Source organism: Starkeya nomas, assembly GCF_902703545.1.
Classification (GTDB): domain Bacteria; phylum Pseudomonadota; class Alphaproteobacteria; order Rhizobiales; family Xanthobacteraceae; genus Ancylobacter; species Ancylobacter moscoviensis.
Genome location: NZ_CACSAS010000001.1, coordinates 1,187,867 through 1,210,974, shown reverse-complemented (window position 1 = coordinate 1,210,974; position 23,108 = coordinate 1,187,867). Strand labels below are relative to the sequence as shown.

At 64.9% G+C, this 23,108-nt stretch carries 22 protein-coding genes; 13 read left to right on the top strand and 9 right to left on the bottom strand.

The features are described 5' to 3' along the window. Window positions 1-5: 5 nt before the first annotated feature. From STARVERO_RS05810 to STARVERO_RS05780, 7 genes are all read left to right on the top strand, one after another. Complete coding sequence (locus STARVERO_RS05810) at window positions 6-2,213, top strand: PepSY domain-containing protein (RefSeq protein WP_159598217.1); 2,208 nt, start codon at window positions 6-8, stop codon at window positions 2,211-2,213. Further along, complete coding sequence (locus STARVERO_RS05805; protein ID WP_159598216.1) at window positions 2,194-3,159, top strand: FAD:protein FMN transferase; 966 nt, start codon at window positions 2,194-2,196, stop codon at window positions 3,157-3,159. Before STARVERO_RS05810 ends, STARVERO_RS05805 begins: the two co-directional genes overlap by 20 nt. 14 nt (window positions 3,160-3,173) lie before the next feature. Next, entirely contained in the window at window positions 3,174-3,407 is a 234-nt protein-coding gene (locus STARVERO_RS05800) for a hypothetical protein (RefSeq protein WP_159598215.1), read from the top strand. Further along, window positions 3,404-4,105 (top strand): VIT1/CCC1 transporter family protein, encoded by a 702-nt coding sequence (locus STARVERO_RS05795; protein ID WP_159598214.1) that lies wholly within the window; start codon window positions 3,404-3,406, stop codon window positions 4,103-4,105. Before STARVERO_RS05800 ends, STARVERO_RS05795 begins: the two co-directional genes overlap by 4 nt. A 153-nt stretch (window positions 4,106-4,258) precedes the next feature. Beyond that, entirely contained in the window at window positions 4,259-5,614 is a 1,356-nt protein-coding gene (locus STARVERO_RS05790; RefSeq protein WP_159598213.1) for a ferredoxin reductase family protein, read from the top strand. 188 nt (window positions 5,615-5,802) lie between these two features. Further along, window positions 5,803-6,375, top strand: a complete 573-nt coding sequence (locus tag STARVERO_RS05785) for a hypothetical protein (protein ID WP_159598212.1) — start codon at window positions 5,803-5,805, stop codon at window positions 6,373-6,375. 46 nt (window positions 6,376-6,421) lie between these two features. Further along, complete coding sequence (locus STARVERO_RS05780) at window positions 6,422-7,375, top strand: amidohydrolase family protein (RefSeq protein WP_159598211.1); 954 nt, start codon at window positions 6,422-6,424, stop codon at window positions 7,373-7,375. 451 nt (window positions 7,376-7,826) lie between these two features. On the opposite strand, the gene STARVERO_RS05775 is transcribed toward STARVERO_RS05780, so the two are convergent. After that, complete coding sequence (locus STARVERO_RS05775; protein ID WP_159598210.1) at window positions 7,827-8,246, bottom strand: OsmC family peroxiredoxin; 420 nt, start codon at window positions 8,244-8,246, stop codon at window positions 7,827-7,829. A gap of 198 nt (window positions 8,247-8,444) precedes the next feature. Beyond that, the gene (locus STARVERO_RS05770; RefSeq protein WP_159598209.1) at window positions 8,445-9,347 is read right to left on the bottom strand and encodes a LysR family transcriptional regulator; all 903 of its coding nucleotides are present in this window, start codon (window positions 9,345-9,347) and stop codon (window positions 8,445-8,447) included. Window positions 9,348-9,463: 116 nt separating this feature from the next. Between STARVERO_RS05770 and STARVERO_RS05765 the strand changes: the two genes are divergently transcribed. From STARVERO_RS05765 to STARVERO_RS05755, 3 genes are all read left to right on the top strand, one after another. After that, window positions 9,464-10,201 carry an SDR family oxidoreductase gene (locus STARVERO_RS05765; protein ID WP_159598208.1) on the top strand — a complete coding sequence of 246 codons (738 nt, stop codon included), beginning with the start codon at window positions 9,464-9,466 and terminating at the stop codon, window positions 10,199-10,201. Window positions 10,202-10,237: 36 nt separating this feature from the next. Beyond that, a complete protein-coding gene (locus STARVERO_RS05760) occupies window positions 10,238-11,137 on the top strand; it encodes an SDR family oxidoreductase (protein ID WP_159598207.1) in 900 nt (299 codons plus the stop codon). Between the two features lie 78 nt (window positions 11,138-11,215). After that, the gene (locus STARVERO_RS05755) at window positions 11,216-12,118 is read left to right on the top strand and encodes an SDR family NAD(P)-dependent oxidoreductase (protein WP_159598206.1); all 903 of its coding nucleotides are present in this window, start codon (window positions 11,216-11,218) and stop codon (window positions 12,116-12,118) included. Window positions 12,119-12,124: 6 nt separating this feature from the next. Here the strand turns inward: STARVERO_RS05755 and STARVERO_RS05750 are convergent, their stop codons facing one another. From STARVERO_RS05750 to STARVERO_RS05725, 6 genes are all read right to left on the bottom strand, one after another. Further along, a complete protein-coding gene (locus tag STARVERO_RS05750; RefSeq protein ID WP_159598205.1) occupies window positions 12,125-13,282 on the bottom strand; it encodes an NAD-dependent formate dehydrogenase in 1,158 nt (385 codons plus the stop codon). An 81-nt stretch (window positions 13,283-13,363) separates the two neighbouring features. Continuing rightward, the gene (locus STARVERO_RS05745) at window positions 13,364-14,104 is read right to left on the bottom strand and encodes an SDR family oxidoreductase (protein ID WP_159598204.1); all 741 of its coding nucleotides are present in this window, start codon (window positions 14,102-14,104) and stop codon (window positions 13,364-13,366) included. Window positions 14,105-14,152: 48 nt separating this feature from the next. Then, complete coding sequence (locus tag STARVERO_RS05740) at window positions 14,153-15,067, bottom strand: SDR family oxidoreductase (RefSeq protein WP_159598203.1); 915 nt, start codon at window positions 15,065-15,067, stop codon at window positions 14,153-14,155. Between the two features lie 24 nt (window positions 15,068-15,091). Continuing rightward, window positions 15,092-15,832, bottom strand: a complete 741-nt coding sequence (locus STARVERO_RS05735) for an SDR family oxidoreductase (protein WP_159598202.1) — start codon at window positions 15,830-15,832, stop codon at window positions 15,092-15,094. A gap of 85 nt (window positions 15,833-15,917) precedes the next feature. Next, on the bottom strand, window positions 15,918-17,021 hold the full coding sequence (locus STARVERO_RS05730) for an alpha/beta hydrolase (protein WP_159598201.1): 1,104 nt from the start codon (window positions 17,019-17,021) through the stop codon (window positions 15,918-15,920). 250 nt (window positions 17,022-17,271) lie between these two features. Next, the gene (locus STARVERO_RS05725; protein WP_159598200.1) at window positions 17,272-18,429 is read right to left on the bottom strand and encodes a sensor histidine kinase; all 1,158 of its coding nucleotides are present in this window, start codon (window positions 18,427-18,429) and stop codon (window positions 17,272-17,274) included. A gap of 271 nt (window positions 18,430-18,700) precedes the next feature. Between STARVERO_RS05725 and STARVERO_RS05720 the strand changes: the two genes are divergently transcribed. Next, window positions 18,701-19,642, top strand: a complete 942-nt coding sequence (locus tag STARVERO_RS05720) for an AraC family transcriptional regulator (RefSeq protein WP_159598199.1) — start codon at window positions 18,701-18,703, stop codon at window positions 19,640-19,642. A gap of 15 nt (window positions 19,643-19,657) precedes the next feature. Here the strand turns inward: STARVERO_RS05720 and STARVERO_RS05715 are convergent, their stop codons facing one another. Then, window positions 19,658-20,710, bottom strand: coding sequence for an AraC family transcriptional regulator (locus STARVERO_RS05715; protein ID WP_159598198.1), 1,053 nt, complete (start codon window positions 20,708-20,710; stop codon window positions 19,658-19,660). 190 nt (window positions 20,711-20,900) lie between these two features. On the opposite strand from STARVERO_RS05715, the gene STARVERO_RS05710 reads away from it, so the two are divergent. After that, window positions 20,901-21,929 carry a DUF4331 family protein gene (locus STARVERO_RS05710; RefSeq protein ID WP_159598197.1) on the top strand — a complete coding sequence of 343 codons (1,029 nt, stop codon included), beginning with the start codon at window positions 20,901-20,903 and terminating at the stop codon, window positions 21,927-21,929. Window positions 21,930-21,992: 63 nt separating this feature from the next. Next, on the top strand, window positions 21,993-23,102 hold the full coding sequence (locus STARVERO_RS05705) for a TRAP transporter substrate-binding protein (protein ID WP_159598196.1): 1,110 nt from the start codon (window positions 21,993-21,995) through the stop codon (window positions 23,100-23,102). Window positions 23,103-23,108: the final 6 nt, after the last annotated feature.

Below are 23,108 nucleotides of genomic sequence, written 5' to 3'. Positions count from 1 at the left end.
CGAGCATGCTCCGCGCCCTCCATCGCTGGCCGGGCCTGCTGGCCCTCGCCCTCGTGACGCTGCTCGCGGTGAGCGGCGCGGCGCTGTCCGTCTTCCCGGCGGCGGAACGGATCGCCGCGCCGCAGGCGGAGGAGGCCATGAGCGTGGCCGACCTCGCCGCGCGCATCCGGTCCGCCCATCCGGGCGTCGAGCAGATCAGGCGTGCGCCTTCCGGGCGCATCACCGCCTATTGGTTCGACGGCGGCACGCCGGGCTCCGCGGTCATCGACCCGGCGACGGGGGCAAGCGTCGCTTCGGCCGATCCCAACCCGTTCCAGCGCTGGCTCACCAATCTGCACCGCTCGCTGTTCCTCGATGATGCCGGCCGCATCGTCATGGCGGCGGGGGCGGGAGCGATGCTTGTCCTCGCAATCTCCGGCTTCGCGCTGGTCGCGCGGCGCGCGGGCGGATGGCGACGCTGGCTGGCGCCACTGCGCGGGCCTCTGGCCGGGCGTGTCCATGTCGAGCTTGCGCGGGCCGCCGTGCTCGGCCTCCTGCTGACGTCGGCGACGGCGCTCTGGATGACGGCCTCGACCTTCGGCTTCCTTCCCGACGAGGGAGCCCCTCCGGAGCCGCCTTCCGCGGTGAGCGGCGCGACCGGCGCCCCGCTGGCCTCCATGCCGCTGCTCGCCGCGACGCCCGTCGCGAGCCTGCGCGAGCTGAGCTTCCCCTATCCCGACGACGCCACCGACGTCTTCACGCTCAAGACCGACGACGGGGCCGGCTATATCGACCAGGGCACCGGGGCGACGCTCGGCTGGTCGGGGCTGAGCGGCTGGGAGCGGGTCTCGGAGACCGTCTACATGCTCCACACCGGACAGGGCGCCCCGCTTCTCGGCCTGTTGCTCGGGCTCACGGCGCTCGCCGTCCCGGCGATGGGCGTCACGGGGCTCTCCATCTGGCTGGCCGGCCGCACCCGTCGCCCCGGGATCCGCGGCAACGCCGCGCCGGGCCGCGCGGAGACGATCATCCTCGTCGGCAGCGAGGGCGGCAGCAGCTGGGGATTCGCCGCGACGCTGCACGCGGCGCTGACCCGCGCCGGGCAGCACGTCCATGCTGCGCCGATGTCGGCGTTCGACCCCGCCCGCTTTTCCGGGGCGCGGCGCTACCTCGTGCTGGCGGCGACCTATGGCGACGGCGACGCCCCCGCTTCGGCGAAAGGGTTCCTCGACCGCCTGGACCGGCTTTCCGCCGTGCCGGCCGCGCCGGTGGCGGTGCTGGGCTTCGGCGACCGGAGCTTTCCGGCCTTCTGCGCCTACGCCAGGTCGGTCGCCGCCGCGGCGGAAGCCAAGGGCTGGCGGCTCCTGCTGCCCTTCGAGACGGTGGACCGCCAGTCGCCGCAGGAATTCGCGCGCTGGGGCCGCGCGCTCGGCGAGGCGCTCGGCATCGCGCTGGAGCTCGACCACCAGCCCGTCCGGCCCGCGACGAGCACGCTCACCCTCATCTCACGCCGCGACTATGGCCACGACGTCCAGGCCCCCACCGCCATCCTGCGCTTCGCGCTGCCGCGCCTCTCCCTATGGCAGCGCCTGACGGGGCAGGGATTTGCCCGCTTCGAGGCCGGGGACCTCATCGGCATCGTGCCGGAGGGATCGCCCATGCCTCGCCTCTATTCGCTCGCCTCGGGCCGCCGGGACGGCTTCGTGGAGATCGTGGTGCGCCGGCATGTCGGCGGCCTCTGCTCGAGCGCGCTCACGACGCTGGAGCCCGGCGGGACGGTCGCCGCCTTCATCCGCCGCAATCCCGGCTTCCACGCGGCCCGCGACCGCACGCCCCTGATCCTGATCGGCGCCGGCACCGGCATCGGGCCGCTCGCCGGCTTCATCCGCGCCAACGCCTCGCGCCGCCCGATCCACCTGTTCTTCGGCATGCGGCATCCCGACAGCGACTTCCTCTATCGCGAGGAGCTGGAAGGCTGGGCGGCCGGGGGCCGGCTCCGCCATCTGTCCACGGCGGTCTCCCGCGGCGCGCGGCCGCGCCATGTCCAGGACGCGCTGGTCGCCGAGCAGCTCGAAGTCACCCGCGCAATCCGGGAAGGCGCGCATGTCATGGTCTGCGGCGGGCGGCAGATGGCGGCCGGGGTCGCCGAGGCGATGACGCGGATGCTGGAACCGCTCGGCCTGTCGCACCAGCTTCTCAAGGCTGAGGGACGCTATGTCGAAGATGTCTACTGATCTCGCGCGGTGCGCCCTCAACGGCCCGACGATGGGGACGCGCTGGTCCGCGCTCTTCCATGCTCCCTCCGGCTTCGATGCCGGGGCGGTTCAGGCGGATCTGCAGGCGGCGATGGACGAGGTCGATGCGCAAATGTCGACATGGAAGCCCGACAGCGAGCTGATGCGCCTGAACGAGACGCCGGCGGGAGAATGGATGAGCGTTCCGGCACGCCTCCTGGATGTGCTCCGGCTGGGGCTGGCGATCGGTCGCGCCTCCGACGGCGCGTTCGACATCGGCATGGGCGACGCGGTGGCCGCGTGGGGCTTCGGCGCCGCGGAAGCGAGCCCGGACCGCATCCGCAGCGCGATGGAGGCCCGACGCGTGCCGGCCCATGACGCGCTCGAGATCGATGGAACCAGGGTCCGCAAGCGCGTGCCGATCACGCTCGACCTCAACGGCATCGCCAAGGGATATGGCGTGGACCGCCTCGCCGGGATACTCGGCGGCGCCGGCATCCGCGACGGGCTCGTGGGGATCGACGGCGAGATGCGCGCCATGGGCCTGAGGCCCGACGGCGAAGCCTGGACGGTCGCGGTGGAGCAGCCGGACCCGGAGCGTCGCGCCCCGCATTCGCTGCTGTCGCTGGAGGATTGCGCCGTCGCCACCTCCGGCGACTACCGCCACTGGATCGACGTTCAGGGCCGGCGCCTCTCCCACACCATGGACCCCGCCCGCGGCGCCCCGCTTGCGCAATCCCCGGCTTCGGTCACCGTGCTCGCGCCGACATGCGCGGAGGCCGACGCCTGGGCGACCGCGCTGATGGTGCTCGGCGCCGACGACGGCGGGGAACTCGCCCGGCGGCTGGGGATCGATGCCCTGTTTCTGCTTCGCGGCGCCTGTGGCATCCGTTCCTGTGGGACCGGACGCCTGTTCGGGGACGCAACGATGGCGGTTCGGGCGTAGGGAGGCTGAACGCGGTGGAGCATTCGAACGGCGACAGGCTGAAGATCGCGCTGCTGCTGGTGGGGTTCGGCGGCCTCGCGACCGGCCTCGTCCTCCATGTCGCGGGGAGGCCGGATCTCGCGCAGACCGTCTGGTTCGCGGGCGTCATTCCCGTCCTGGCCGCGCTTCTGCGCAGCCTGTGCACGCCGCCATCTGCATCGGCTCCCGTCATCACTCAAACCAGCCTTCCAGGAGTGCATCCGAAATGAGCCGTCTCTCGCATTCGGAAATCCACATGGTCCACCGGATCGGCTGGCTCCGCGCCGCGGTGCTCGGCGCGAATGACGGGATCGTCTCGACGTCGAGCCTCGTCGTCGGCGTCGCGGCGGCCGGATCGGGATCGACCGAGATCCTGATCGCGGGGCTGGCCGGCCTCGTGGCAGGTGCGATGTCGATGGCCGCCGGGGAATATGTCTCGGTCAGCTCCCAGACGGACGCCGAGAACGCCGACCTCGCTCGCGAGAGACGTGAACTCGCCGAGACGCCCGATGCGGAGCTGGAGGAACTGACGCAGATCTACGTCGACAGGGGGCTCGACCGCACGCTCGCGGAACAGGTCGCCGCGCAACTGACGGAACACGACGCGGTGGGAGCCCATGCGCGTGACGAACTCGGCATCTCCGAGACCGTCGCCGCCCGTCCGGTACAGGCGGCCATCGTCTCGGCGCTCACCTTTGCGGCGGGAGCCGTCGTGCCGGTGCTCGTCGCCCTGATGTCACCCGCCGAAAGGACGAGCGTCTTGGTCGCGGCCTCGACGCTGGTGGCGCTGGCCATCCTGGGCGGCCTCGGCGCCACCGCGGGAGGAGCCGGCGTGGTGCGCGGGGCCCTTCGCGTCACCTTCTGGGGTGCGCTGGCCATGGGCGTGACCGCCGCGGTCGGGATGATCTTCGGGGCCCAGGCCGGATAGCGAGCCTTCCGTCTACGACCTCGTCGTCCCTTTCGCGATCGCACCCCGCCTTGAGGCCGCTCAATGCGGCAAGCGGGGCGCCGGGTATCTGTTTCGCGAGCCTAGCCATTCGGATCGCGAGCAGCTTGGCGCGGAAGGAAGAAAGCCCGAGACATGCGACACATCAAGCTGGCCCTTTTCGCCCTCCTCGCCGTTCTCTCCGTGCTGTGGGTCGCGGCCGAGCCTGGGGTGTTCCAGTCGAGCGGCTTCTTTGCGGCGAGAGCGGCCGCCGTGCAATATACCGGCGTCCTCGCGATCGCGGCCATGAGCGTGGCGATGATGCTCGCGCTGCGCCCGCGCTGGCCCGAGCGCTGGATGGGCGGGCTGGACAAGATGTACCGCCTCCACAAATGGCTCGGCATCACCGCGCTCGTCGTCGCCATCGTTCATTGGCTGTGGGCGCAGGGACCGAAATGGGCAGTGGGCTGGGGGATTCTGGAACGGCCGGTGCGGAGCGGCGCCCGCCCGGCGCCTGCGGACCCGGTGGAGGCCCTGTTCTCAAGCCTGCGCGGCACTGCCGAGGGCCTCGGCGAATGGGCCTTCTACGCGGCGGCGGTGCTGATCGCGCTGGCGCTGATCCGCGCCTTTCCCTACCGCTGGTTCTACAAGACCCACCGCCTGCTCGCCGTCGCCTATCTGGTACTGGCGTTCCACGCGGTGGTGCTGCTGAATTTCGCCGACTGGATGACGCCGCTCGGCGTGGCGACGGCCTTGCTTCTCGCCGTCGGCGCCTATGCGGCGGGAGTCGTGCTGCTGCGCCGCGTGGGCATCGCACGACAGGTGAAGGGGCGGATCGCCGAGCTGAACTACTATCCCGGCGTGAAGGCGCTCGAAACCATCATAGACGTGCCCTCCGGCTGGCCGGGGCACCGGGCGGGCCAGTTCGCCTTCGCCATGTCGCACGCGTCCGAAGGCGCGCATCCCTACACCATCGCCTCCGGCTGGCACCCGGATCATCCACGGATCGCCTTCATCACCAAGGAGCTCGGCGACCACACTGGCCGGCTGCGCGAGAGACTGCGTCCCGGCCAGCAGGTGCGGGTGGAAGGACCCTATGGCTGCTTCACCTTCGACGACGATTGCCGCCATCAGATCTGGATCGGCGGCGGCATCGGCATCACGCCGTTCGTCGCCCGGATGAAGCATATGGCTCTGCGTGGCGACGCGCCCGACTGGCCGGAAGGCCAGACGGCGGACCTGTTCTACGCCACCGCCGATGTGGACGAGGTTGCGCTGGCAAAGCTCGCGCGGGACGCGGGGGCGGCCAATGTGCGCCTGCATCTTCTGATCAGCGCCCGCGATGGCCGGCTCACCGGCACCCGCATCCGCGAGGAGGTGCCGGATTGGCGCGAGGCAAGCATCTGGTTCTGCGGCCCCGCCGGCTTCGGGGAAGCACTGCGACGGGACTTTGCTACTAAGGGCTTTCCCGTCGAGGAACGCTTCCATCAGGAACTGTTCGAGATGCGGTGAGCGTCGGTTCTGAACAGTTTCGTAATGTCTATTTGCGGTGCACACCGGTTGTGCTGTCATTGATCGACCGTACAGAGATGATCCGCAACCAGTAGCTTCGTCACTCTTCCAGCCAACCCGGTGGGTTGCTGTTATTTTTTCAATGCTGCCGGTAATCTAAAATCACAAATGGAACGGGGAGCTTTCCGATGCGCTGGATGATGTTGGGCTTTGCGCTGGCGATTTCAGGCATGGCGGCCGCTCCCGGCTTCGTGCAGGAGGCGACGGCAAATAACTATCTCTGCAACCAGCAATTCGCGCTTTGCACCTCGGCGCCCTGCGTCCCGCAGCCCGGCAATCCGAACGTCTCGATCTGCGTTTGCGACGTCCAGGAGGGACCGAACCTCGCGACCGTCGAATGTGACGCGGTCAAGCCGAGCACTGACGCGGAGGGGGTTCGCACGGTCTATTCGCAGTTCGCGCTCACGCAGTTCGAAGGCGGCAAGAAGGCGCTGAAGTGCGAAAGCGGCACGCCCTGGTCGCAGTGCCTCAACAAGATCTGCACGGTCGATCCTGCCAATCCCGACAAGGCGATCTGCGCCTGCGACGTGGTGCGCACCGGCGAATGGCAGACGGCCGGCGGGGATTGCGACACGGCGACGTGCAAGACCGCCTACTGGTCGGGAGCGCTCCTGGCCGATTCCAGAAGCAATGCCGAATTCATGATGGAGCAGCTCAAGATCGCGAAGTCGCCGGCAGAGGCTTGCCCCGTGCCCAAGTAATGATTCCGGTTACAACAAGCCATCATACACGAACCGGGAAGCGGGTATGCGCAAGATCGCCCTCGAAGAGCACTTCACGACGCCAGAACTCGCCGGAAACTACGTAGCCAGGCCGACACAGAGCGACGCGCTCTTTGCCGATATCGAACGTCGTCTGGCCGATTTCGACGAGTTGCGGCTCGAAATGATGGACCGGGCCGAGATAGATCTTATGGTGCTTTCGGTCACCACGCCGGGGGTTCAGGGCGTACGCGATACGGGAGAGGCGATCCGGCTCGCCCGCGGCGCCAACGACTTCCTCGCGCGGGAGGTGCAGAAGCGACCGAGCCGCTACGCCGGCTTCGCTCATCTCGCGATGCAGGACGCCGAGGCGGCCGCTACGGAGCTCGAGCGAGCTGTCAGGGAACTCGGGTTCCGAGGCGCGCTCATCAACGGCCAGACCAACGGGCACTACCTCGATGAGGACCAGTACGCGCCGTTCTGGGAGCGCGTGCAGGAACTGGATGTCCCGGTCTATCTGCATCCCGGCAACATGGCCGACAGTCCCGCCATGTTTGCACATCGCCCGGAATTGGGCGGCCCCATCTGGGCCTGGACCGCGGAAACCGCAGCACATGCGTTGCGGCTCGTCTTCGGCGGCACCTTCACGCGCTTTCCCGGAGCGAAAGTCATTCTCGGCCACATGGGCGAGACACTTCCCTTCCTGCTATGGCGCCTCGACAGCCGGAGGGAATTCGACCTCGGAGAGAAGCTCGCGCCGGATGCGCTTCCATCGGCGATCATCAAACGCAACATTGCCGTCACCACCTCCGGTGTGTGCGACGCGGCGCCGCTCGTGGCGGCCCTTCAGGCCTTGGGCGACGACAATGTGATGTTCTCGGTCGACTATCCCTATGAGGATCCGCAGCTGGCCTCAAAATTAATCGAGACCGCCCCGATCAGCGAGGAAAGGCGCGCCAAGGTTTGCCACGGCAATGCCGAGCGCTTGCTGGGCCTTTAGGCTGCCCGGAAAATCCGCCGGCACAATCAGCTCCAGCCTACGTCGCTAAGCCGTGTTTGCGGCTAACGGCTGCGTCGTCGAATTTTCCACACGGCGGCCTCCTGTGCCGCGGACCCGTGCCGACATCATCGTCGCAGTGGTTCGCGCGGGCAAACGTCGAGGTGGCCGGGCTCGGCGACTACCAAGCCTGCGGCGAGGTTGCGAGCGGATGTCTGGTTGAGGTGCTGGCGGACGTAATGGAGGGCGATGAGGAACCGATCAGCGCCGTCTACCCCGGTGGCGCCCGCCTACCCCGGAGCGTGCGCGTGTTCCTTGATTCGTTGTTCCGCGCCTGCAGGCGTTCCTTGATCGGGCGCAACCCATGCTGCCAGTTTCTTCGACCTGTGCACGGTGCTGCCGTCATTTGAAACGAAGGCGATGAATTTGCCCGCCTAACGGCGCGCAAAGACGGTCAGAAGGTCACTTCGAAAGTGATGGGCGCCTTGAAGACACGGGAGACAGGGCAGCCAACCCTCGCCTCTTCCGCTATCTTGAGGAATGATTGTCGGTCAATTCCTGGCACCGCAGCACTGACGGACAGGTGAATTCCCTTTATTGAGAAGCTTGGACCGTCCTTCTCGATCGTCACGATGGATTTTGTATCGAGGCTGTCGGGGATGAAACCGGCGGCGGTAAGAGCGTTGCTCAGCGCCATCGCGAAGCACGCGGCATGCGCCGCGCCGATCAGTTCCTCAGGGTTGGTGCCGGGTTGCTCGCCAAAGCGGGTAAGAAACGCGTAGCGCAGTTGATCGACCGCACCGCTCTGCGTCGAAACTGTGCCGTGACCGTGCCCAATGTCACCGTTCCAATGTGCGCTGCCGAACCGATCCATTGCCTGATCCTTTCCTCCTATCTCGTTGTCTGGCTCCATGCCGGGGCGAGAGGCATCCGGGATGGGAACCGCAAGCCTGGCCCCGAGAGCAGCTCTAGCAAAGAACGGCTGAACGTCTCTTCCGCTTCCGCATACGGTTCTTGTCGAAAACCCCGCCTCCTATCCCGACTGGGCCAGCCAGCGGCAGATCTCGCGGTCTCACATCGTGATGTCACGCACGAAGTCGAGGAAGGCGCGGACCTTCGCTGAAACCAGATGTGTGGTATGATGGTAGGCGTAGAGAGGAAAAGTCTCTTCCGCCCAGTTAGGCAGCAGCAGGATCACTTTCCCGCTGGCGACCAGTTCCTTCGCATAGAGCTCAAGCAATTGCGCGATACCGACTCCGCCGAGACAGGCGCCTAGCAGCGAGCCGGTATCGTTGACCATCAGCCGGCCGGCAGCAGCGAGCGGTACGACTTCCCCGCCGCGCCGGAATTCCCATTCGAACGGCCGGCCGGTCGAGGGATCGCGGATCAGCAGGCATCGATGCCCGCTCGTGAGATCGCCCGGATGGCTGGGCTCACCGTGGCGGGTGACATAGTCGGCCGAGGCGCAGGTCAGCACGCGCGTCTCGAGCAGCAGCCGCGCCTTCAGCGAGGAGGGTTCAGGCTCGCCGAAGCGGATTGCGACGTCGAAACCGTCGGCAACCAGATCGCCCATCCTGTCCCGCACGTTCATCTCAACGGAGAGGTCAGGATGGCGGTCGAGGAACTCCCCGATCCGTGAGGCTAGCAAGTAATGGCCGAAGGTGCCGTCGGTATTGACCCTGAGGCGGCCGCGGACCGATGCCTTGTTGCCGCCGGCCGCCACCGCCGCGTCTTCGATGCTGGCGAGATGCGGCGACACAGCCTCGTAGAAGCGGCGGCCTTCGTCGGTCAGCGAAATCGCCCGCGCCGTGCGGTTAAAAATGCGGATGCCGATCCGCTCCTCCAGCCGTGCAACGGCGCGACTCACCGCCGGCTGGGTCAGCCCCATGGCCTCGCCTGCGCGCGCGAAGCTGCCCGCCTCTACCACAGCCGAGAGAACACCGATGCCGCTGAGCAGCCTACTGTCGAAGGTCATGAGGCGTACTTTCAGTCATTCATAGTCTTATAACAATGCATTATTCTTAGTTTCTGGCGACGCCTATCTTGCTCCTCGCCGGTGAAATATCCGGCGCCGAGACACAGGAGCAAGATATGAGCACGCCCGGGAAGATCGCGATCGTCACAGGATCCTCGCGCGGCATTGGGGCGGAGGTCGCCCGTCACCTCGCCTGCGAGGGATTCAAGGTCGTGGTGAACTATGTCGGTGGCGCCGGTCCTGCGCAGGACGTTGTCGAGAGCATCAAGAGCACAAGCGGCGCGGCGATCGCCGTGCAGGCGGACGTCGCCGACCCGGCGGCGGTGATCGCGCTGTTCGACACGACGGAGAAGGTTTTCGGCGGCGTCGACGTAGTGGTCAACTGCGCCGGCATCCTCAAGCTCGCATCCATCGCCGAATTCGACGACACAACATTCGATCAGAGCGTCGCCATCAACCTCAAGGGGACGTTCAACGTCTGCCGCGAGGCGGCGAAGCGGCTGCGGGAGGGGGGGCGCATCATCAATTTCTCGTCGAGCGTCATTGGCGTGCGGCTGCCGACCTATGGCGTCTATATCGCTACCAAGGCGGCGGTGGAAGGGCTGACGCAGGTGCTCGCCCAGGAGATGCGTGGGCGCAATATCAGCGTGAACGCTGTCGCTCCCGGCCCGGTCGCGACCGAGCTCTTCCTCGACGGCAAGAGCCCCGAGCTCATCGAGCGCATGGCGAAGATGAACCCGCTGGAGCGGCTCGGCCAGCCCGAGGATATCGCCCGCGTTGTTGCCTTCCTTGCCGGCTCGGAGGGCGGTTGGATCAACGGACAGACACTCCGCGCCAATGGCGGCATGTGCTGAGCCGTCCTTCCATTCCCCCAATCGAGGTCAAACACCATGAAACAAGTCATTCTTGTCACCGGAGCGTCTTCCGGCTTCGGTCTGATGTCAGCGCAGGCGCTCGCCAAGGCGGGTCATATCGTCTACGCCTCGATGCGCGAGACCACAGGTCGCAATGCCCCTAAGGTTGCCGAAGTGCAGGCTTGGGCGAAGGAGAAGGGTGCGGACCTGCGGACCGTGGAACTCGACGTCCTGTCGGATGTATCTGTCGTCGCCGGAATTGACAGGATCATAGCTGACAACAAGCGGATCGACGTTGTGGTCCACAATGCCGGACATATGGTGTTCGGGGTCGCTGAGGCGTTCACGCCCGAGCAACTGGCCGAACTCTACGACGTCAATGTGCTCTCGACGCAGCGGGTTAACCGTGCAGCGCTGCCACATCTGCGCAAGCAGGGTCGCGGCCTGCTGGTCTGGGTCTCCTCGAGTTCGACCCGCGGCGGCACCCCGCCCTTCCTTGCGCCTTATTTCGCGGCGAAAGCGGGTATGGATTCGCTCGCCGTGTCCTATGCCGGCGAACTCGCTCGCTGGGGCATCGAGACCTCCATCGTCGTGCCCGGCGCCTTCACCAAGGGCACCAACCACTTCGCCCATGCCGGCACGCCCGCTGACAAGGCGGTCCAGCAAGCCTATGACGAGGGCCCTTATTTCGGTGTCGCCGATCAGACGATGAAGGGGTTGACGGCACTCGAACCGGCGGATGCCGATCCCGGCGAAGTCGCGAGGCAGCTCGTCGCCATTGTCGATGCGCCGTTCGGCAAACGTCCCTACCGCGTGTTCATCGATCCCTCGCAGGACGGCGCGGAGGAAGTGTTCCGCGTCGGCGACCGCATGCGGCGCGAGATGTTCCATAACATCGGCCTGAAGGACCTGCTCAGCCCGCACGTTAGCGATTGAGCGCCCATCCGCCATCTCCGCCGCCGCGCTCCCGCCAGGTGCGGCGGCGGGCGAGGTGATCCGCCAAAGGAGGTCATCATGAGCGAGAAGAAGATCATCGTCATCACCGGAGCCGGGTCGGGCTTCGGCCGGCTAGCCGCCCTGGAGTTGGCGCGCGCCGGACATAAAGTTTACGCCTCGATGCGCGACCTCGCTGGCCACAGCAAGGACAAGGTCGACGATATCCGATCGATCGCGAATATTGAGAAGCTCGATCTGCGCCCGCTCGAATTGGACGTTCGTCTGGAGCCGAGCTGCCGGGCGGCGGCCGATTATGTCCTCTCCGTCAACGGCCGTATCGACGTGGTGATCAACAATGCCGCGATGATGATGGCAGGCTTGACCGAGTCGTTTCGGCCCGAGCAGATCGCCGAGATCATCGACCTGAACGCGATTTCGTGGCTGCGCGTCAACCGCGCGTTCCTGCCCACCAAGCGGCGGCAGAACAAGGGCCTGCTCCTCTACGTTGGCAGCGGCATCACCCAGATTCCCGATCCGTTCACCGGCCCCTATGCCGCCAGCAAAGCCGCCGGCGACATGCTGGCCCAGATCATGGGGCTGGAGAACAGCCGCTACAACATCGAGACGGTCATCTGCATGCCGGGTGCCTACACATCCGGCACCGATCACTTCAAGCATGCGGTCTTTGGCGCCGACCCTGCCGTCGCCGACCAGTACGGCAAGCTCGCCGGGCTCGCCGAAGAACTCGCCGGCAAGCTGGACGCCGCCAATGTGCCGGGCGCCCGCACCGACGCCAAGGAGGTCGCGGAGAAGATCGCCAAGGTCGTCGACATGCCGCACGGCACAAGGCCATGGCGGTTCGAGGTCGATCCCCAGCAGCGGCAGGCGATGGTAGTCGCTGAGAAGGCGAACGAGATGCGCCGTCTCTTCTTCACGCGCATGGGCGTCGCCGACCTGCTGGCTGTGCCGGCCGGCGACTGATGTGGTTCATGCGGCGGCGTAGCTGTGGGCACCCGTGCCGGCGAATCCGCCGCCCTGGACGATGAGGTACTCCTCACGGATCGGCTTGCCGGTGAGGAAGCATTCGAGGATCTCACGCGTGCCGGCGGCGTAGCGCGCCTGGGCGGAGAGCGTGGTGCCCGAAATGTGCGGCGTCATGCCTTCCCACGGCATGGTGCGCCAGGGATGGTCGGCCGGTGCCGGCTGCGGGAACCACACGTCCCCCGCATAGCCGGCGAGATGGCCGCTCTTGAGCGCCTGCGCTACCGCATCGCGGTCGACGAGTCGGCCGCGCGCGGTGTTGACGATATAGGCGCCGCGCTTCATCGACGCGATCATCGACGCGTTGAACATGCCATCCGTCTGCGGCGTCAGCGGGCAATGCAGCGAGACGATGTCGCAGACCCGCGCCAAGTCCTTCACCTCGGAATGGTAGGTGAGGCCGAGTTCCTGTTCGAGGGCTGCGGGTAGGCGGTGGCGAGAATTGTAGTGCAGCTTGACATCGAACGGCTTCAGCCGCCGCAGCACCGCCTGCCCGATGCGACCGGCAGCGACGATGCCGACCTGCAGGGCCTCAAGATCATAGGCATGGGCGACGCAGTCGGCGATGTTCCAGCCACCCTTGCGGGACCAGTCGTGGGAGGGGAGATAGTTGCGCACGAGGCCGAGGATCATCATCACCGTGTGCTCAGCGACGCTGATGCTGTTGGACCAGGTGACCTCTGCCACGGTGATACCCCGTTCGGCAGCGGCGGCGAGGTCGACATGATCGGAGCCGATGCCGGCAGTGAGAGCAAGCTTGAGCTTACGCGCTCGGGCTATGCGCTCGCGGGTGAGGTAGGCCGGCCAGAAGGGTTGGGAGATCACCACGTCGGCATCCACGAATTCGCGCTCGAACACCGAGTCTGGTCCATCCTTGTCGGAGGTCACGACGAGTTCGTGGCCGGCTGCCTCGAGGAACTTTCGAAGTCCAAGTTCGCCCGAGACGTCGCCGAGCATCTCGCCCGGCGTGAAATCGATCGCCGAGGGAGTGGGAGCGGTCTGCCCGCCGTCATAGGAACGGATGACGGGGATGTTGTCGCGAGCATAGCGGGTGGGGTGGCCGTCCACGGGGTCCGGGTAAAGGACGCAGACAATCTTTGCCATGATGGGCTCCTAATTGCGTGAGATCTTAGAAGTTAACGGCCTAAGCGGCATTGGAAATGCTGTGGCAGCGGCATGCGCCGGTTAACACATGCCGCCATTGGCGCGGATCGTCTGGCCATTGATCCAGCCGCCTTCGTGGCCGACCAGGAAGGAAACCACGCTGGCGATGTCCCTGGGTTGGCCGAGCCGCTCCAGCGGGTTCATCTTCGCCATGCGCTCGATGAGCTCGGGGCTCTTGCCGTCGAGGAAGAGCTCGGTCGCGACCGGGCCGGGAGCCACAGCGTTCACGCTGATGCCGCGTCCACGCATCTCCTGGGCAAGCACCTGTGTCAGCCCTTCGACTGCCGCCTTGGTGGCGATATAGACGCCATAGGTCGGCAGCCGCACGCCAATGACGCTCGACGAAAGATTTATGATCCGCCCATTATCGCGCAGGCGTTTGGCCGCCTCGCGGCAGACGTTGAACGTCCCCTTGAGGTTGATGGCGACGCACTGGTCGAATGTTGTGTCGTCAAACTCGGCAATCTTGGCGAGCTTGAGGATGCCGGCGCTGTTGATCACCACGTCGACGCCACCGAAGGTTTTCTCCGTCGTGTCGAACATCGCGATCACTGCCGCTGGATCGGCGACGTCAGCTTGTACGACGATGGCCTCGCCGCCTTGGTCCCCGATCATGCCCGCAACGTTGTGCGCCGGCCCGGCGTTCCCGGAGTAATTGACGACAATCTTAAAGCCGTCCTCGGCGAGCCTGAGGGCGAGCTCAGCGCCGATTCCACGCGAGGAACCGGTTATGAGCGCAACTTTCCCTGTCGAGACAGACATTGTCCTCTCCATTTTCGGACTGGAGTGCCCATCGTCGGGCATAAAGGGTTACGCGGCGGCGGGATTCTTTGTGACCGCTGGTTTCAGCAGATCCTCAATGCCGATCCGGTTGAAGAACTCCACGCGGATGCGATCGGCGACGGCGCTGACAACGCCGGCACCATCATCCGCCGGGTCGACGACCGTACGGAATGGCCGCTTTCCAAAGGGAAGCGCGACCACGTCGGCAATGGCTCTGGAAACTGCCAGCGGGTCGGCATCGGCAGGCTCCAGCTTCCCCAGTGCGACCTGCATCTGTTCCGGCAAGCCTTTGTAGGGGCCATTCTCATAGGCTCGCGCTCGTTCGGAATCGGCGGGGCGTCCCGAATGGGCGAAATGATTGGTACCAGAGGTGAAGGCGCCCGGCACGATGATCGAGGTTTCGATACCGAAGCGGGCGAGCTCTGCGGCGTAGCTCACCGCCAGCGAGTCCATTGCCGCCTTCGCTGCGAAGTAAGGCGCGAGGAACGGCGGGGTGCCGCCACGGGTCGACGACGACGAGACCCAGACCAGCAGTCCTTCACCCTGCTGGCGTAGATGCGGTAACGCGGCACGGTTCACCCGCTGGGTGCCAAGTACGTTAATGTCGTAGAGTTCGGCGTATTGGGCTGCGGTGAAGGCTTCAGCGGGCCCGAGCACCATGTGGCCGGCATTGTGGACGACCACGTCCAGCCGGCCGTGGGTGGCGATGATCCGAGCGATGGCGCCGTCAGTCGAAGTTTCGTCCTGCACGTCAAGCTCGATCGTACGCAAATCCGCGCCGTGCTTTGCCGAGAAGGCGGCGGCATCGGCGACCTGCGGGGCATTGCGCCCTTCAGTCTCGCGCATGCTGGCATAGACGGTGTCGCCGCGCAGCGCGAGTTCACGTGCGGAATGCGCGCCGAAGCCACTCGACGCTCCGGTTACGAGAATGATCTTGCTCATATTTCTGACTCCGGTTTCTTGTGATCAGGCAAAGCCGCCATTGGAACGGAGGACTTGGCTGTTGATCCAGCCGCCCTGCGCTCCGGCGATGAAGGAGACAACGTCAGCGATGTCACTCGGCTGGCCGAGCCTTTCGAGAGGCGGCACCTTGGCGAGTTCGTCGATCTGCGCCTGCGTCTTGCCGTTCAGGAACAGAGGGGTCGCCACCGGCCCAGGCGCCACGGCGTTCACGGTGATGTTGCGGCCGCGCAGCTCATTGGCAAGAACGTGGACGAGGCCCTCAACGCCGGCCTTGGAGGCGATATAGGCGCCATAGCCGGGGAAGGACTTGGCGAGCACGCTTGAGGAGAAGGCGATGATGCGCCCACCTTCCGCCACCTCCTTTGCCGCTGCGGCAAGGATGAGGAAGCTGCCGCGGAGGTTCACGGCGATCACCTTATCGAACAGGGCGACGTCGCCTTCTGTGATCGGGCTCAGCGGCATGATGCCGGCGCAGTGCACAACCACGTCGCAGCGGCCAAAGGCCTCCTTCGTCCGCGCGAACAGGGCGGCGACCGAGGTCGGATCGGCGACGTCCGCGGATACCGAGATCGCTTTCCCGCCCTGAGCGGTAATGGCCGCGACTGTCTTGTCGGCTTCGGTGGAGCGACCGGCATAGTTGGCCACGACAGTGAAGCCCTCGCCGGCGAGGCGCAGTGCCACGGCAGCGCCGATGCCGCCGGAAGCGCCGGTCACGATAGCGACTTTCTTCGGTTGTTCGGTCATGTTCGCAGTTCCCTTTGTTTGAGATACGTCTCGGGAGCTTGGGTAAAGCGGAAAGGCCCCGCTTCGCCCCAGCTCTCCATTCTGGTCAGCCGCCGATATGCGCGCGGATACCGTCAGCCACCTGGCGGATCATCGCTCGGGTGGTCGGCTGATCGGCGAAGGCGTTGAGCAGTCCGAAGTCGTGGATTGTGCCCTCGTAGCGGGTCGAGACGGTGGGCACGCCGGCATCCTGCAGCCGCATGCCGTAGGTCTCGCCGTCATCGCGTAGCACGTCGTTCTGGTCGGTGATCACCAGCGCGGGCGGAAGGCCGTGCAACTGGTCGAGGCTCGCACGCAGCGGCGAGACGTAGGGATTGTTCTTCTCCGCCTCGGTCGGCGCGTAGAGATCCCAGCCGTACTTCATGAAGGAGCGGCTGAGGAAGCGGTCATTGGCGAACTGCTCATACGAGCAGGTGTCAACGCTGGCATCGGTCGCCGGCCACAGTAGGACCTGGTAGCCGATCTTCGGGCCCTTGCGGTCTTTGGCCATCAGCGTCAGCGCCGCGGTCATGTCGCCGCCGACCGAATTACCGACGACGGCTATGCGCGCCGGGTCGCCGCCGATCTCGCCGGCATGCGAACCGATCCATTCCAGCGCGGCGTAGGCCTGGTCCATCTGCACGGGATAGCGGGCCTCGGGCAGGGTGGTGTATTGCAGGAACACTGCGGGCTGGCCGGATTCCACTACGATGTCGCGCAACAGCCGCTTGTGGTTCTCGAAATTGCCGACGATCCAGACGCCGCCGTGCAAGAACAGGATAACACCCGGATTGGCCGCGGGATGATCCGGCTTCATGATGAAAAGCTTGGCCTCGCGCCCGTCGACGGTCAGCGTCCGCTCCGTCGTGGCGACGCCGGACATATCGACCGGCGTCTGGTTCTGCAGCGCGGTGAGGATAGCCTGCGGCTTGGGCTGCGGCAGCTCCCAGAACGGGCTCTCGTTCTTGTCGAGCTTGACAAGCAACTCGCGCACGGCGGGGGCGAGATCGGGATCCCTCGCCACGTCCGCCGTCGCCGGCGTCACATGCTCGGAGCAGGCCTGAGGCCGGTAGGGTTCGCTCGCGCTGGCCGACTGGGCCTGCGTCGCAGAGGCTGCGAGCGCCGGGAGCAGGCAGCTGATGCCGGCGAGTATATGGGTGAGGCGAGACATGGGTGATGTCCTTTTGTCTGTTTTTTCGCGTATCGCCCTCGATGAGACGTCATTTTTTGAATGACGTCGTTCACGTCGGCGGCATAAGCAGCTATTTGCAATTATTCATAACTGTGAATTGCGCGAATATAGGTAATCGATGCGTGCAAGTCGTGTATCTATACATACGTTTAGGTCGTAATATTTAACATGGGCGGATGTTCGTTATCGATGCGACTTGAATAAAGCGGCAGCGATCCTGAAATGCGGGTCAGGCCGGCAAGGGAGGACGCCAGCCTTGATGTCCCTGTGCCGGCACATCGTGAACCGCTTCCGTCAGTGGGGCGGCGGTTGGAACCGCAATTCTGAACGCGGCTCCGCCGCCCTCGTTCGGGACGATCTCAATGCATCCACCATGCGCCTCGACGATGGATCGGCAGATCGACAGGCCCATCCCCATGCCCTGCGGCTTGGTGGTGAAGAAAGGCTGGAAGAGCCGTTCACTCAATTCGGCCGGAATGCCGGGGCCGGTGTCGCGAACTTCGAGCGTCGCGAGGCTGGTGTCTGGCGTTGTGTATCCAGCATGTAGCTTAAGCACATGGCGCGCATTCTCATCCGGCGCCATGGCTTGGATGGCATTGAGCGCGAGGTTCAGCAGCACTTGCTGGAACTGCACCCGGTCGCCGCAGATGGAGTGAGACGACGGCGGCAGCGAGAGATCGAGTTTCACCGAATGAGCCACGAGCTCGCGCCTGATCAGCGGCACCACGTCGTTCACGATATCGTTGAAACTGAAGACCGAACTTGTTCCCGATTCCTGCCGTGCCATCGCCCTCAGTCGCGCGATGATCGCGTCGGCGCGACGGGATTCCACGATGATGCGTTCGAAGCACGCATCGGCTTCGGCGACGGCGGATATCCCGCGTGCCTGCCACCGCCGGCCCGCTTCGGCCTCGATGGCGATTGCTGATAGGGGTTGACGAATCTCGTGGACGATAGCCGACGAGAGCTCGCCCATTAATGTGACCCGTCCCAGATGGCGCAGTTCGACCTGTATTCTATCGAGATTGGCTGCAAGTTGTTGACGTTCGACGCGATCGTGCTTGGCGGCTCGCTGCGTCCACACGGCTATCGCCGTCGTGCCGGCGATAGCGATCAGCGCCACGAGGCAGCGCCCTGCCGCTGCCGTCTCAAGGTCGCCGTCGTGCACGACGAAGAAGCCGGTGCAAGTCAGGAGGGAGGCTATCGCCGCCACGGCGATGATGCCGCTTTCAGAAAAAGTGCCGATCGCGATCGATATTGCGAGCGTGTAGAGTACCGCGATCGAGACATCGAACGGAGCGAACACGTCGAAGAGAAAAACTCCGGCGATCACCAGTGCGATTGCGATGAAACGGCCGCGATTGTCGCGCCATAACGTAGACGACATGGGAATCTCTCCGGCTGGCATGGGCCACCAGATCGCTCGCCTTCGGTTCCGCCGTCGAATGGGCCATCGGGAGGCGAGGCGAGCGTTTCTGGATCGAGGTACTCTCCATGCGATCGCGTCCCGACTCTTTCGGGACCGCTTCCGCCGATTGCACAAATCGACGGTGCTGTAGGGTATGCAATGAGGGTCTCGCGATCATATCGTGAAAGATAGTCCGCCTCTTGCCCGATAGGATCTGACCGCTGGAGGGAGGATTCGTGAGGACAAGCTCATGGCGGACAGGTTGCCAGACGGCCGGCGGTCGGCCGCAGGTACTTTGGTCATCGCCCGGCCGGAAACCAATTGGCAGAAGGCGCCAGCGCCCATCTTGAGGCCCGATGGACGGATCGCCCGCATTTCGCTGGCGCGCTGGACACGATCAGAGCTAACGGAGCCGCTTGAGGTCAGCGCCGACCATGTCGACGACAGCCATTTCGTCACGTATTCGCTGCGTCGGGCGGATGTCGATTTCTCCATCGCCCGGACGGCGGTGACGCGGGGAATCGTCCAGCCGAACCGCATATTGCTGCAGGGGCCGACCTGGCAGAAGCGGCAGTCGCTGTATCGGGATTCGTTCGATTTCTTCCGGGTGTATTTTCCTCAATCCGTTCTGGCAGAGTGCCTGGAGGCGAGCCGCCTGCCGGCGCCCTCGTCCGAGATCGTGCTGTTCGATGCCCGTTTCGTCGAGGATCCGATTATGGATAGTCTCATCCGCAGCCTGGTGGAAGTGGACGCCGATGGCGGGCCGCTTGGCCCGGCCTTCGTCGATGGCGTTGGACTTGCGCTTGCGTCACGCCTGATCCTTTGCCATGCATCGGGTTCGCTGCCGCCATCGGGCAGGCTTCCAGCTCCGATGGTGCAATGGCGGTTGCGCCGCGCGATCGACTACATTGAGGCACACCTGTCCGAACCGATCTATCTCGCTGAGGTCAGCGCCACCGCCGGGCTCAGTTCCTCGCATTTCTCGGCGCAGTTCCGGGCCGCGCTGGGTGTGGCACCCTATGCCTATATTCTGCGGCGGCGTGTAACGCGGGCGCAGGATATGCTCCGCTGGCACGAGTTCTCCGTGGAGGACGTCGCCACCGCGCTCGGTTTCTCGAGCGCGGCGCATTTCGTGACCGCCTTCAGGAAGGTGACGGGGATGACGCCAGGGCGCTGGCGCGAAATCCTATAATGCACTGTCGGGTTCTTAATTCCCAGCGCTGCGTCGCCATTGGCCGGGAGAGAGCCCAATATGCCGGCCGAATATGGTGGTGAAGTGCGCTTGGCTACTGAAACCGACTAGCAATGCGATTTGTGCCAATGGCATCTTGGTGTCTCGAAGAAGTCGTTGAGCGTAGGCGACCCGCCGTTGCAGGACGTATGTATAGGGCGTGACGCCGACCGCTTCCCGGAACTGCGCTCCGAACCGGATTCGGCTCAGGCAGGCGACTTCGCTCATTTCCTCAAGCGTTATGGTGCGATCTAGATTGCCCTCGATATAATCCTTCACCCGTTGAAGGCGCCAGGGGGCCAGCACGCGCTTGGGGGATGCGTCCCGACTCAGGCCTGGTGTCGCCTGGAGGGCGATCAACCGGGCGGTCAAGGCGAGGCCGATTCCCTCGACGAAAATCGGCGCGAGACTTCCACCCTGCTCGTCGATGTTGACGAGGGAGCGAACGAGGCGCGAAAGCGCCTCGTCCTCAACAAGGTTCGCCGTACAGAAGCCGACCGGCAACGCGCCGGAACCGGGGAATAGCCCGCGCGTGCATTCCTCGATCAGGGCGGGAGGGATATAGACGCGGAACACGTCCGCGGACTGGCGGAACACCGCCCGACACGGATGGTCCCGCGGGCCGCTGACCATTAGGCTGTGCGCCGGCACTCGACCGTCTACCACTGTGTCGCCGTTCCAGTGGAAGCTCTGTCGCGTCGCCTGCAGGGCGATCGAAAGGACGTGGCAAGGCTCGCCCTCGTCCCTGGATACTTCCAGTTCGTCGTTGGCAAGCTGAATCGTCCAACGCGACAGGATGATGTCGCGTCCGCCGTCCGGTCGCATCTCCCGCCCCGGCCGTCGCCGCCAGTTGTCTTCCCGCAACACGAGGTTCGAAGGGTTGTTCGGGCTGTGGGGGCTGACTGACTTCGCCGTCGCCGCCGCTTCCAGCATTTCAACGCGATTCATGCCGCCATCTAGGCGCACGCACCTCGATGCGTCTTTACCGGATTTGCTGTTCTCTTGATCGGGATTGCCGAACGTTCCCATGCTGCGACGTCCAGCGTTTGATCGCGTAAGGCGCGCAACGGATGCTGAAATATGCGGGCGTGCGTCGCGCCGGATAGTTGCAGCATAGCCGACCGGGTCATGTCGGCGGTTGGTCGCGAGGTATGGAAGACGCGACTTGCACTCGAACGATGGACGCCCGACGCAGGGCACTCAAGAGTATGAGCACATCATGTCACACCACCTCGATTCACCGCTCGCCCGGCAAGATATTCGCCTCGACATCACGGATCTCTACGTCTTCCGCGGTGAGGTAGGCACTGTTTTCGCAATCAATGTCTGCCATTCGATCTTCGGCGCAATTCCGACTCCCGGATACCATCCGGAGGGTATGTATGAATTCAAGATCGATCTCGACGGCGATGCGGTTGAAGATATCACTTACCGCTTGACCTTCGACGAACGTGATGGCGCGGGCGCGCAACGACTTCTTCTGCGGTGCGTTACTGGAAGCGGCGCCACCAATCCCGACGCGCCGGGCATGGTCATCGCAGAGGGCGTGACGGGAGAGAACGTCGAGGGATCCGACGGGGTTCGCCTATGGACCGGCAAGGCGGGCGATCCGTTCTGGATCGAGCCAGACGTGCTTCACGCAGTCGGCCATGCGTTCCAGGACGGCACCGTCGCCGACCTCTCCGGGTGGGACCGCGCAAAGGCGAAGAATCTGTTCGCTGGCCACACCGTCTATTCCATCGTGCTTGAAGTGCCGGATTCCGTCTTCTCTGCTGCTGGGGGCGGCAAGATTGGCGTGTGGGCGGTAGCGACGCTGGCGACCGATGCCGGCGGCTGGTGCTCGATCAACCGTGTAGGCTTGCCGATGATCCATCCGCTCTTCACCCAATACAATGAAGATCTCGGCAACCGCCTGAATGCCGGCGTGCCGACGGACGACTTCGCCGTCTATGGCGAGCAGGTGGCGGAAGCGGTTGCCGACGTCGTCGCCGCCTACGGCACCTCGGATGATCCCGCCGCCTATGGCGAGATGATCGCCCGTCGCTTCTTTCCCAACATCCTGCCCTACATCGTAGGCACACCGGCCAATTTCGGCTTCGGCGGCTGGAACGGCCGTTCGTTGACCGACAATGCACCGGATGTCATGTTCAGTCTTGCGGCCAATACGCCGATCACACTCGGCATCGGTCGCGAGTCGGTTACCTCCAAGCCAACGGGGACCTTTCCCTACATGCCGCGGGCGCTATGATCGGGGGGAAGGTCATAACGAAGGAACGGACGAGCCGGAAGGACTGAGGAACGGGGCCGAGTGATGAACCGCCGCAGCCTTCTACGCGCCGCCGGTATCACCGCCACGGGGACAGGCGCTCTCGCGGCGCCTGCCTTGGCACAATACGCCCCCCAGGTGCGCTGGCGCTTGACAACTAGCGTGCCGAGGTCGCTGGACATCATCTTTGGTGCCAACGAACTGGTCTCGCGCTATGTGAGCGAAGCGACGGATGGTCGCTTCGTCATCCAGAACTTCGCGGCTGGAGAGATCGTGCCCGGCCTGCAGGCACTTGATGCTGCGGAGAACGGGACGGTCGAGATCGCTCAGACGCCTCTCTACTACTATGTCGGCAAAGATCCGACGTTCGCCTGCTTCGCGGCCGTGCCGTTCGGGCTGAATGCGCGCCAGCAGAACGCCTGGTACTGGCACGGCGGCGGACGTGAGCTGCAGGAGAGCTTTCTGGCGAAATACGGCCTCGTCGGTTTTCCCGGTGGCAATACTGGTGGGCAGATGGGCGGCTGGTTCCGCCGCGAGATCCATGCGCTCGACGATCTTAAGGGTCTGAAATTCCGCATCGGCGGCCTCGCTGGCGAGGTTATGGCCCGGCTCGGCGCCGTGCCGCAGCAGATTGCCCCAGCAGACATCTATTCCGCCCTCGACAAGGGCACGATCGACGCTTGCGAATGGATCGGCCCCTATGACGACGAGAAGCTGGGTTTCGTGAAGGTCGCGCCCTACTACTACTACCCCGGCTGGTGGGACGGTGGCACGGTCGTGAACCTCGTCGTCAACCGCGGCAAATGGCTGGAACTGCCCGCGTCCTACAAGGCGGTGTTCGAAGCCGCAGTAGGTTTCGCCAATGCCGACATGCTGGCAAAATACGATGCGCGCAACCCCGCCGCGCTCCGGCGTCTCGTGGCTGCGGGCGCTGTGTTGCGCCCCTTTCCGCGGAGCTTCATCGACGCCGCCTTCACGGAGACGAACGCGCTCTACGCCGAGCTTGGTGCGCGCCACCCAGATTTCGGCGACATACTTGATGCTCTGCTACGGTTTCGCGACGAGGACTATCTGTGGTGGCAGGTTGGCGAATATCCCTACGACACCATGATGATCACCCATACGCACGGCAGCCGGCTCCGCAACGACAAGTGATACAGC

Bases quoted from the DNA above. Each gene is read 5' to 3' on its own strand.
- STARVERO_RS05810 (WP_159598217.1), top strand. From the start codon at position 6: ATGCTCCGCGCCCTCCATCGCTGGCCGGGCCTGCTGGCCCTCGCCCTC.
- STARVERO_RS05805 (WP_159598216.1), top strand. From the start codon at position 2,194: ATGTCGAAGATGTCTACTGATCTCGCGCGGTGCGCCCTCAACGGCCCG.
- STARVERO_RS05795 (WP_159598214.1), top strand. From the start codon at position 3,404: ATGAGCCGTCTCTCGCATTCGGAAATCCACATGGTCCACCGGATCGGC.
- STARVERO_RS05790 (WP_159598213.1), top strand. From the start codon at position 4,259: ATGCGACACATCAAGCTGGCCCTTTTCGCCCTCCTCGCCGTTCTCTCC.
- STARVERO_RS05785 (WP_159598212.1), top strand. From the start codon at position 5,803: ATGCGCTGGATGATGTTGGGCTTTGCGCTGGCGATTTCAGGCATGGCG.
- STARVERO_RS05780 (WP_159598211.1), top strand. From the start codon at position 6,422: ATGCGCAAGATCGCCCTCGAAGAGCACTTCACGACGCCAGAACTCGCC.
- STARVERO_RS05775 (WP_159598210.1), bottom strand. From the start codon at position 8,246: ATGGATCGGTTCGGCAGCGCACATTGGAACGGTGACATTGGGCACGGT.
- STARVERO_RS05770 (WP_159598209.1), bottom strand. From the start codon at position 9,347: ATGACCTTCGACAGTAGGCTGCTCAGCGGCATCGGTGTTCTCTCGGCT.
- STARVERO_RS05765 (WP_159598208.1), top strand. From the start codon at position 9,464: ATGAGCACGCCCGGGAAGATCGCGATCGTCACAGGATCCTCGCGCGGC.
- STARVERO_RS05760 (WP_159598207.1), top strand. From the start codon at position 10,238: ATGAAACAAGTCATTCTTGTCACCGGAGCGTCTTCCGGCTTCGGTCTG.
- STARVERO_RS05755 (WP_159598206.1), top strand. From the start codon at position 11,216: ATGAGCGAGAAGAAGATCATCGTCATCACCGGAGCCGGGTCGGGCTTC.
- STARVERO_RS05750 (WP_159598205.1), bottom strand. From the start codon at position 13,282: ATGGCAAAGATTGTCTGCGTCCTTTACCCGGACCCCGTGGACGGCCAC.
- STARVERO_RS05745 (WP_159598204.1), bottom strand. From the start codon at position 14,104: ATGTCTGTCTCGACAGGGAAAGTTGCGCTCATAACCGGTTCCTCGCGT.
- STARVERO_RS05740 (WP_159598203.1), bottom strand. From the start codon at position 15,067: ATGAGCAAGATCATTCTCGTAACCGGAGCGTCGAGTGGCTTCGGCGCG.
- STARVERO_RS05735 (WP_159598202.1), bottom strand. From the start codon at position 15,832: ATGACCGAACAACCGAAGAAAGTCGCTATCGTGACCGGCGCTTCCGGC.
- STARVERO_RS05730 (WP_159598201.1), bottom strand. From the start codon at position 17,021: ATGTCTCGCCTCACCCATATACTCGCCGGCATCAGCTGCCTGCTCCCG.
- STARVERO_RS05725 (WP_159598200.1), bottom strand. From the start codon at position 18,429: ATGTCGTCTACGTTATGGCGCGACAATCGCGGCCGTTTCATCGCAATC.
- STARVERO_RS05720 (WP_159598199.1), top strand. From the start codon at position 18,701: ATGGCGGACAGGTTGCCAGACGGCCGGCGGTCGGCCGCAGGTACTTTG.
- STARVERO_RS05715 (WP_159598198.1), bottom strand. From the start codon at position 20,710: ATGGGAACGTTCGGCAATCCCGATCAAGAGAACAGCAAATCCGGTAAA.
- STARVERO_RS05710 (WP_159598197.1), top strand. From the start codon at position 20,901: ATGTCACACCACCTCGATTCACCGCTCGCCCGGCAAGATATTCGCCTC.
- STARVERO_RS05705 (WP_159598196.1), top strand. From the start codon at position 21,993: ATGAACCGCCGCAGCCTTCTACGCGCCGCCGGTATCACCGCCACGGGG.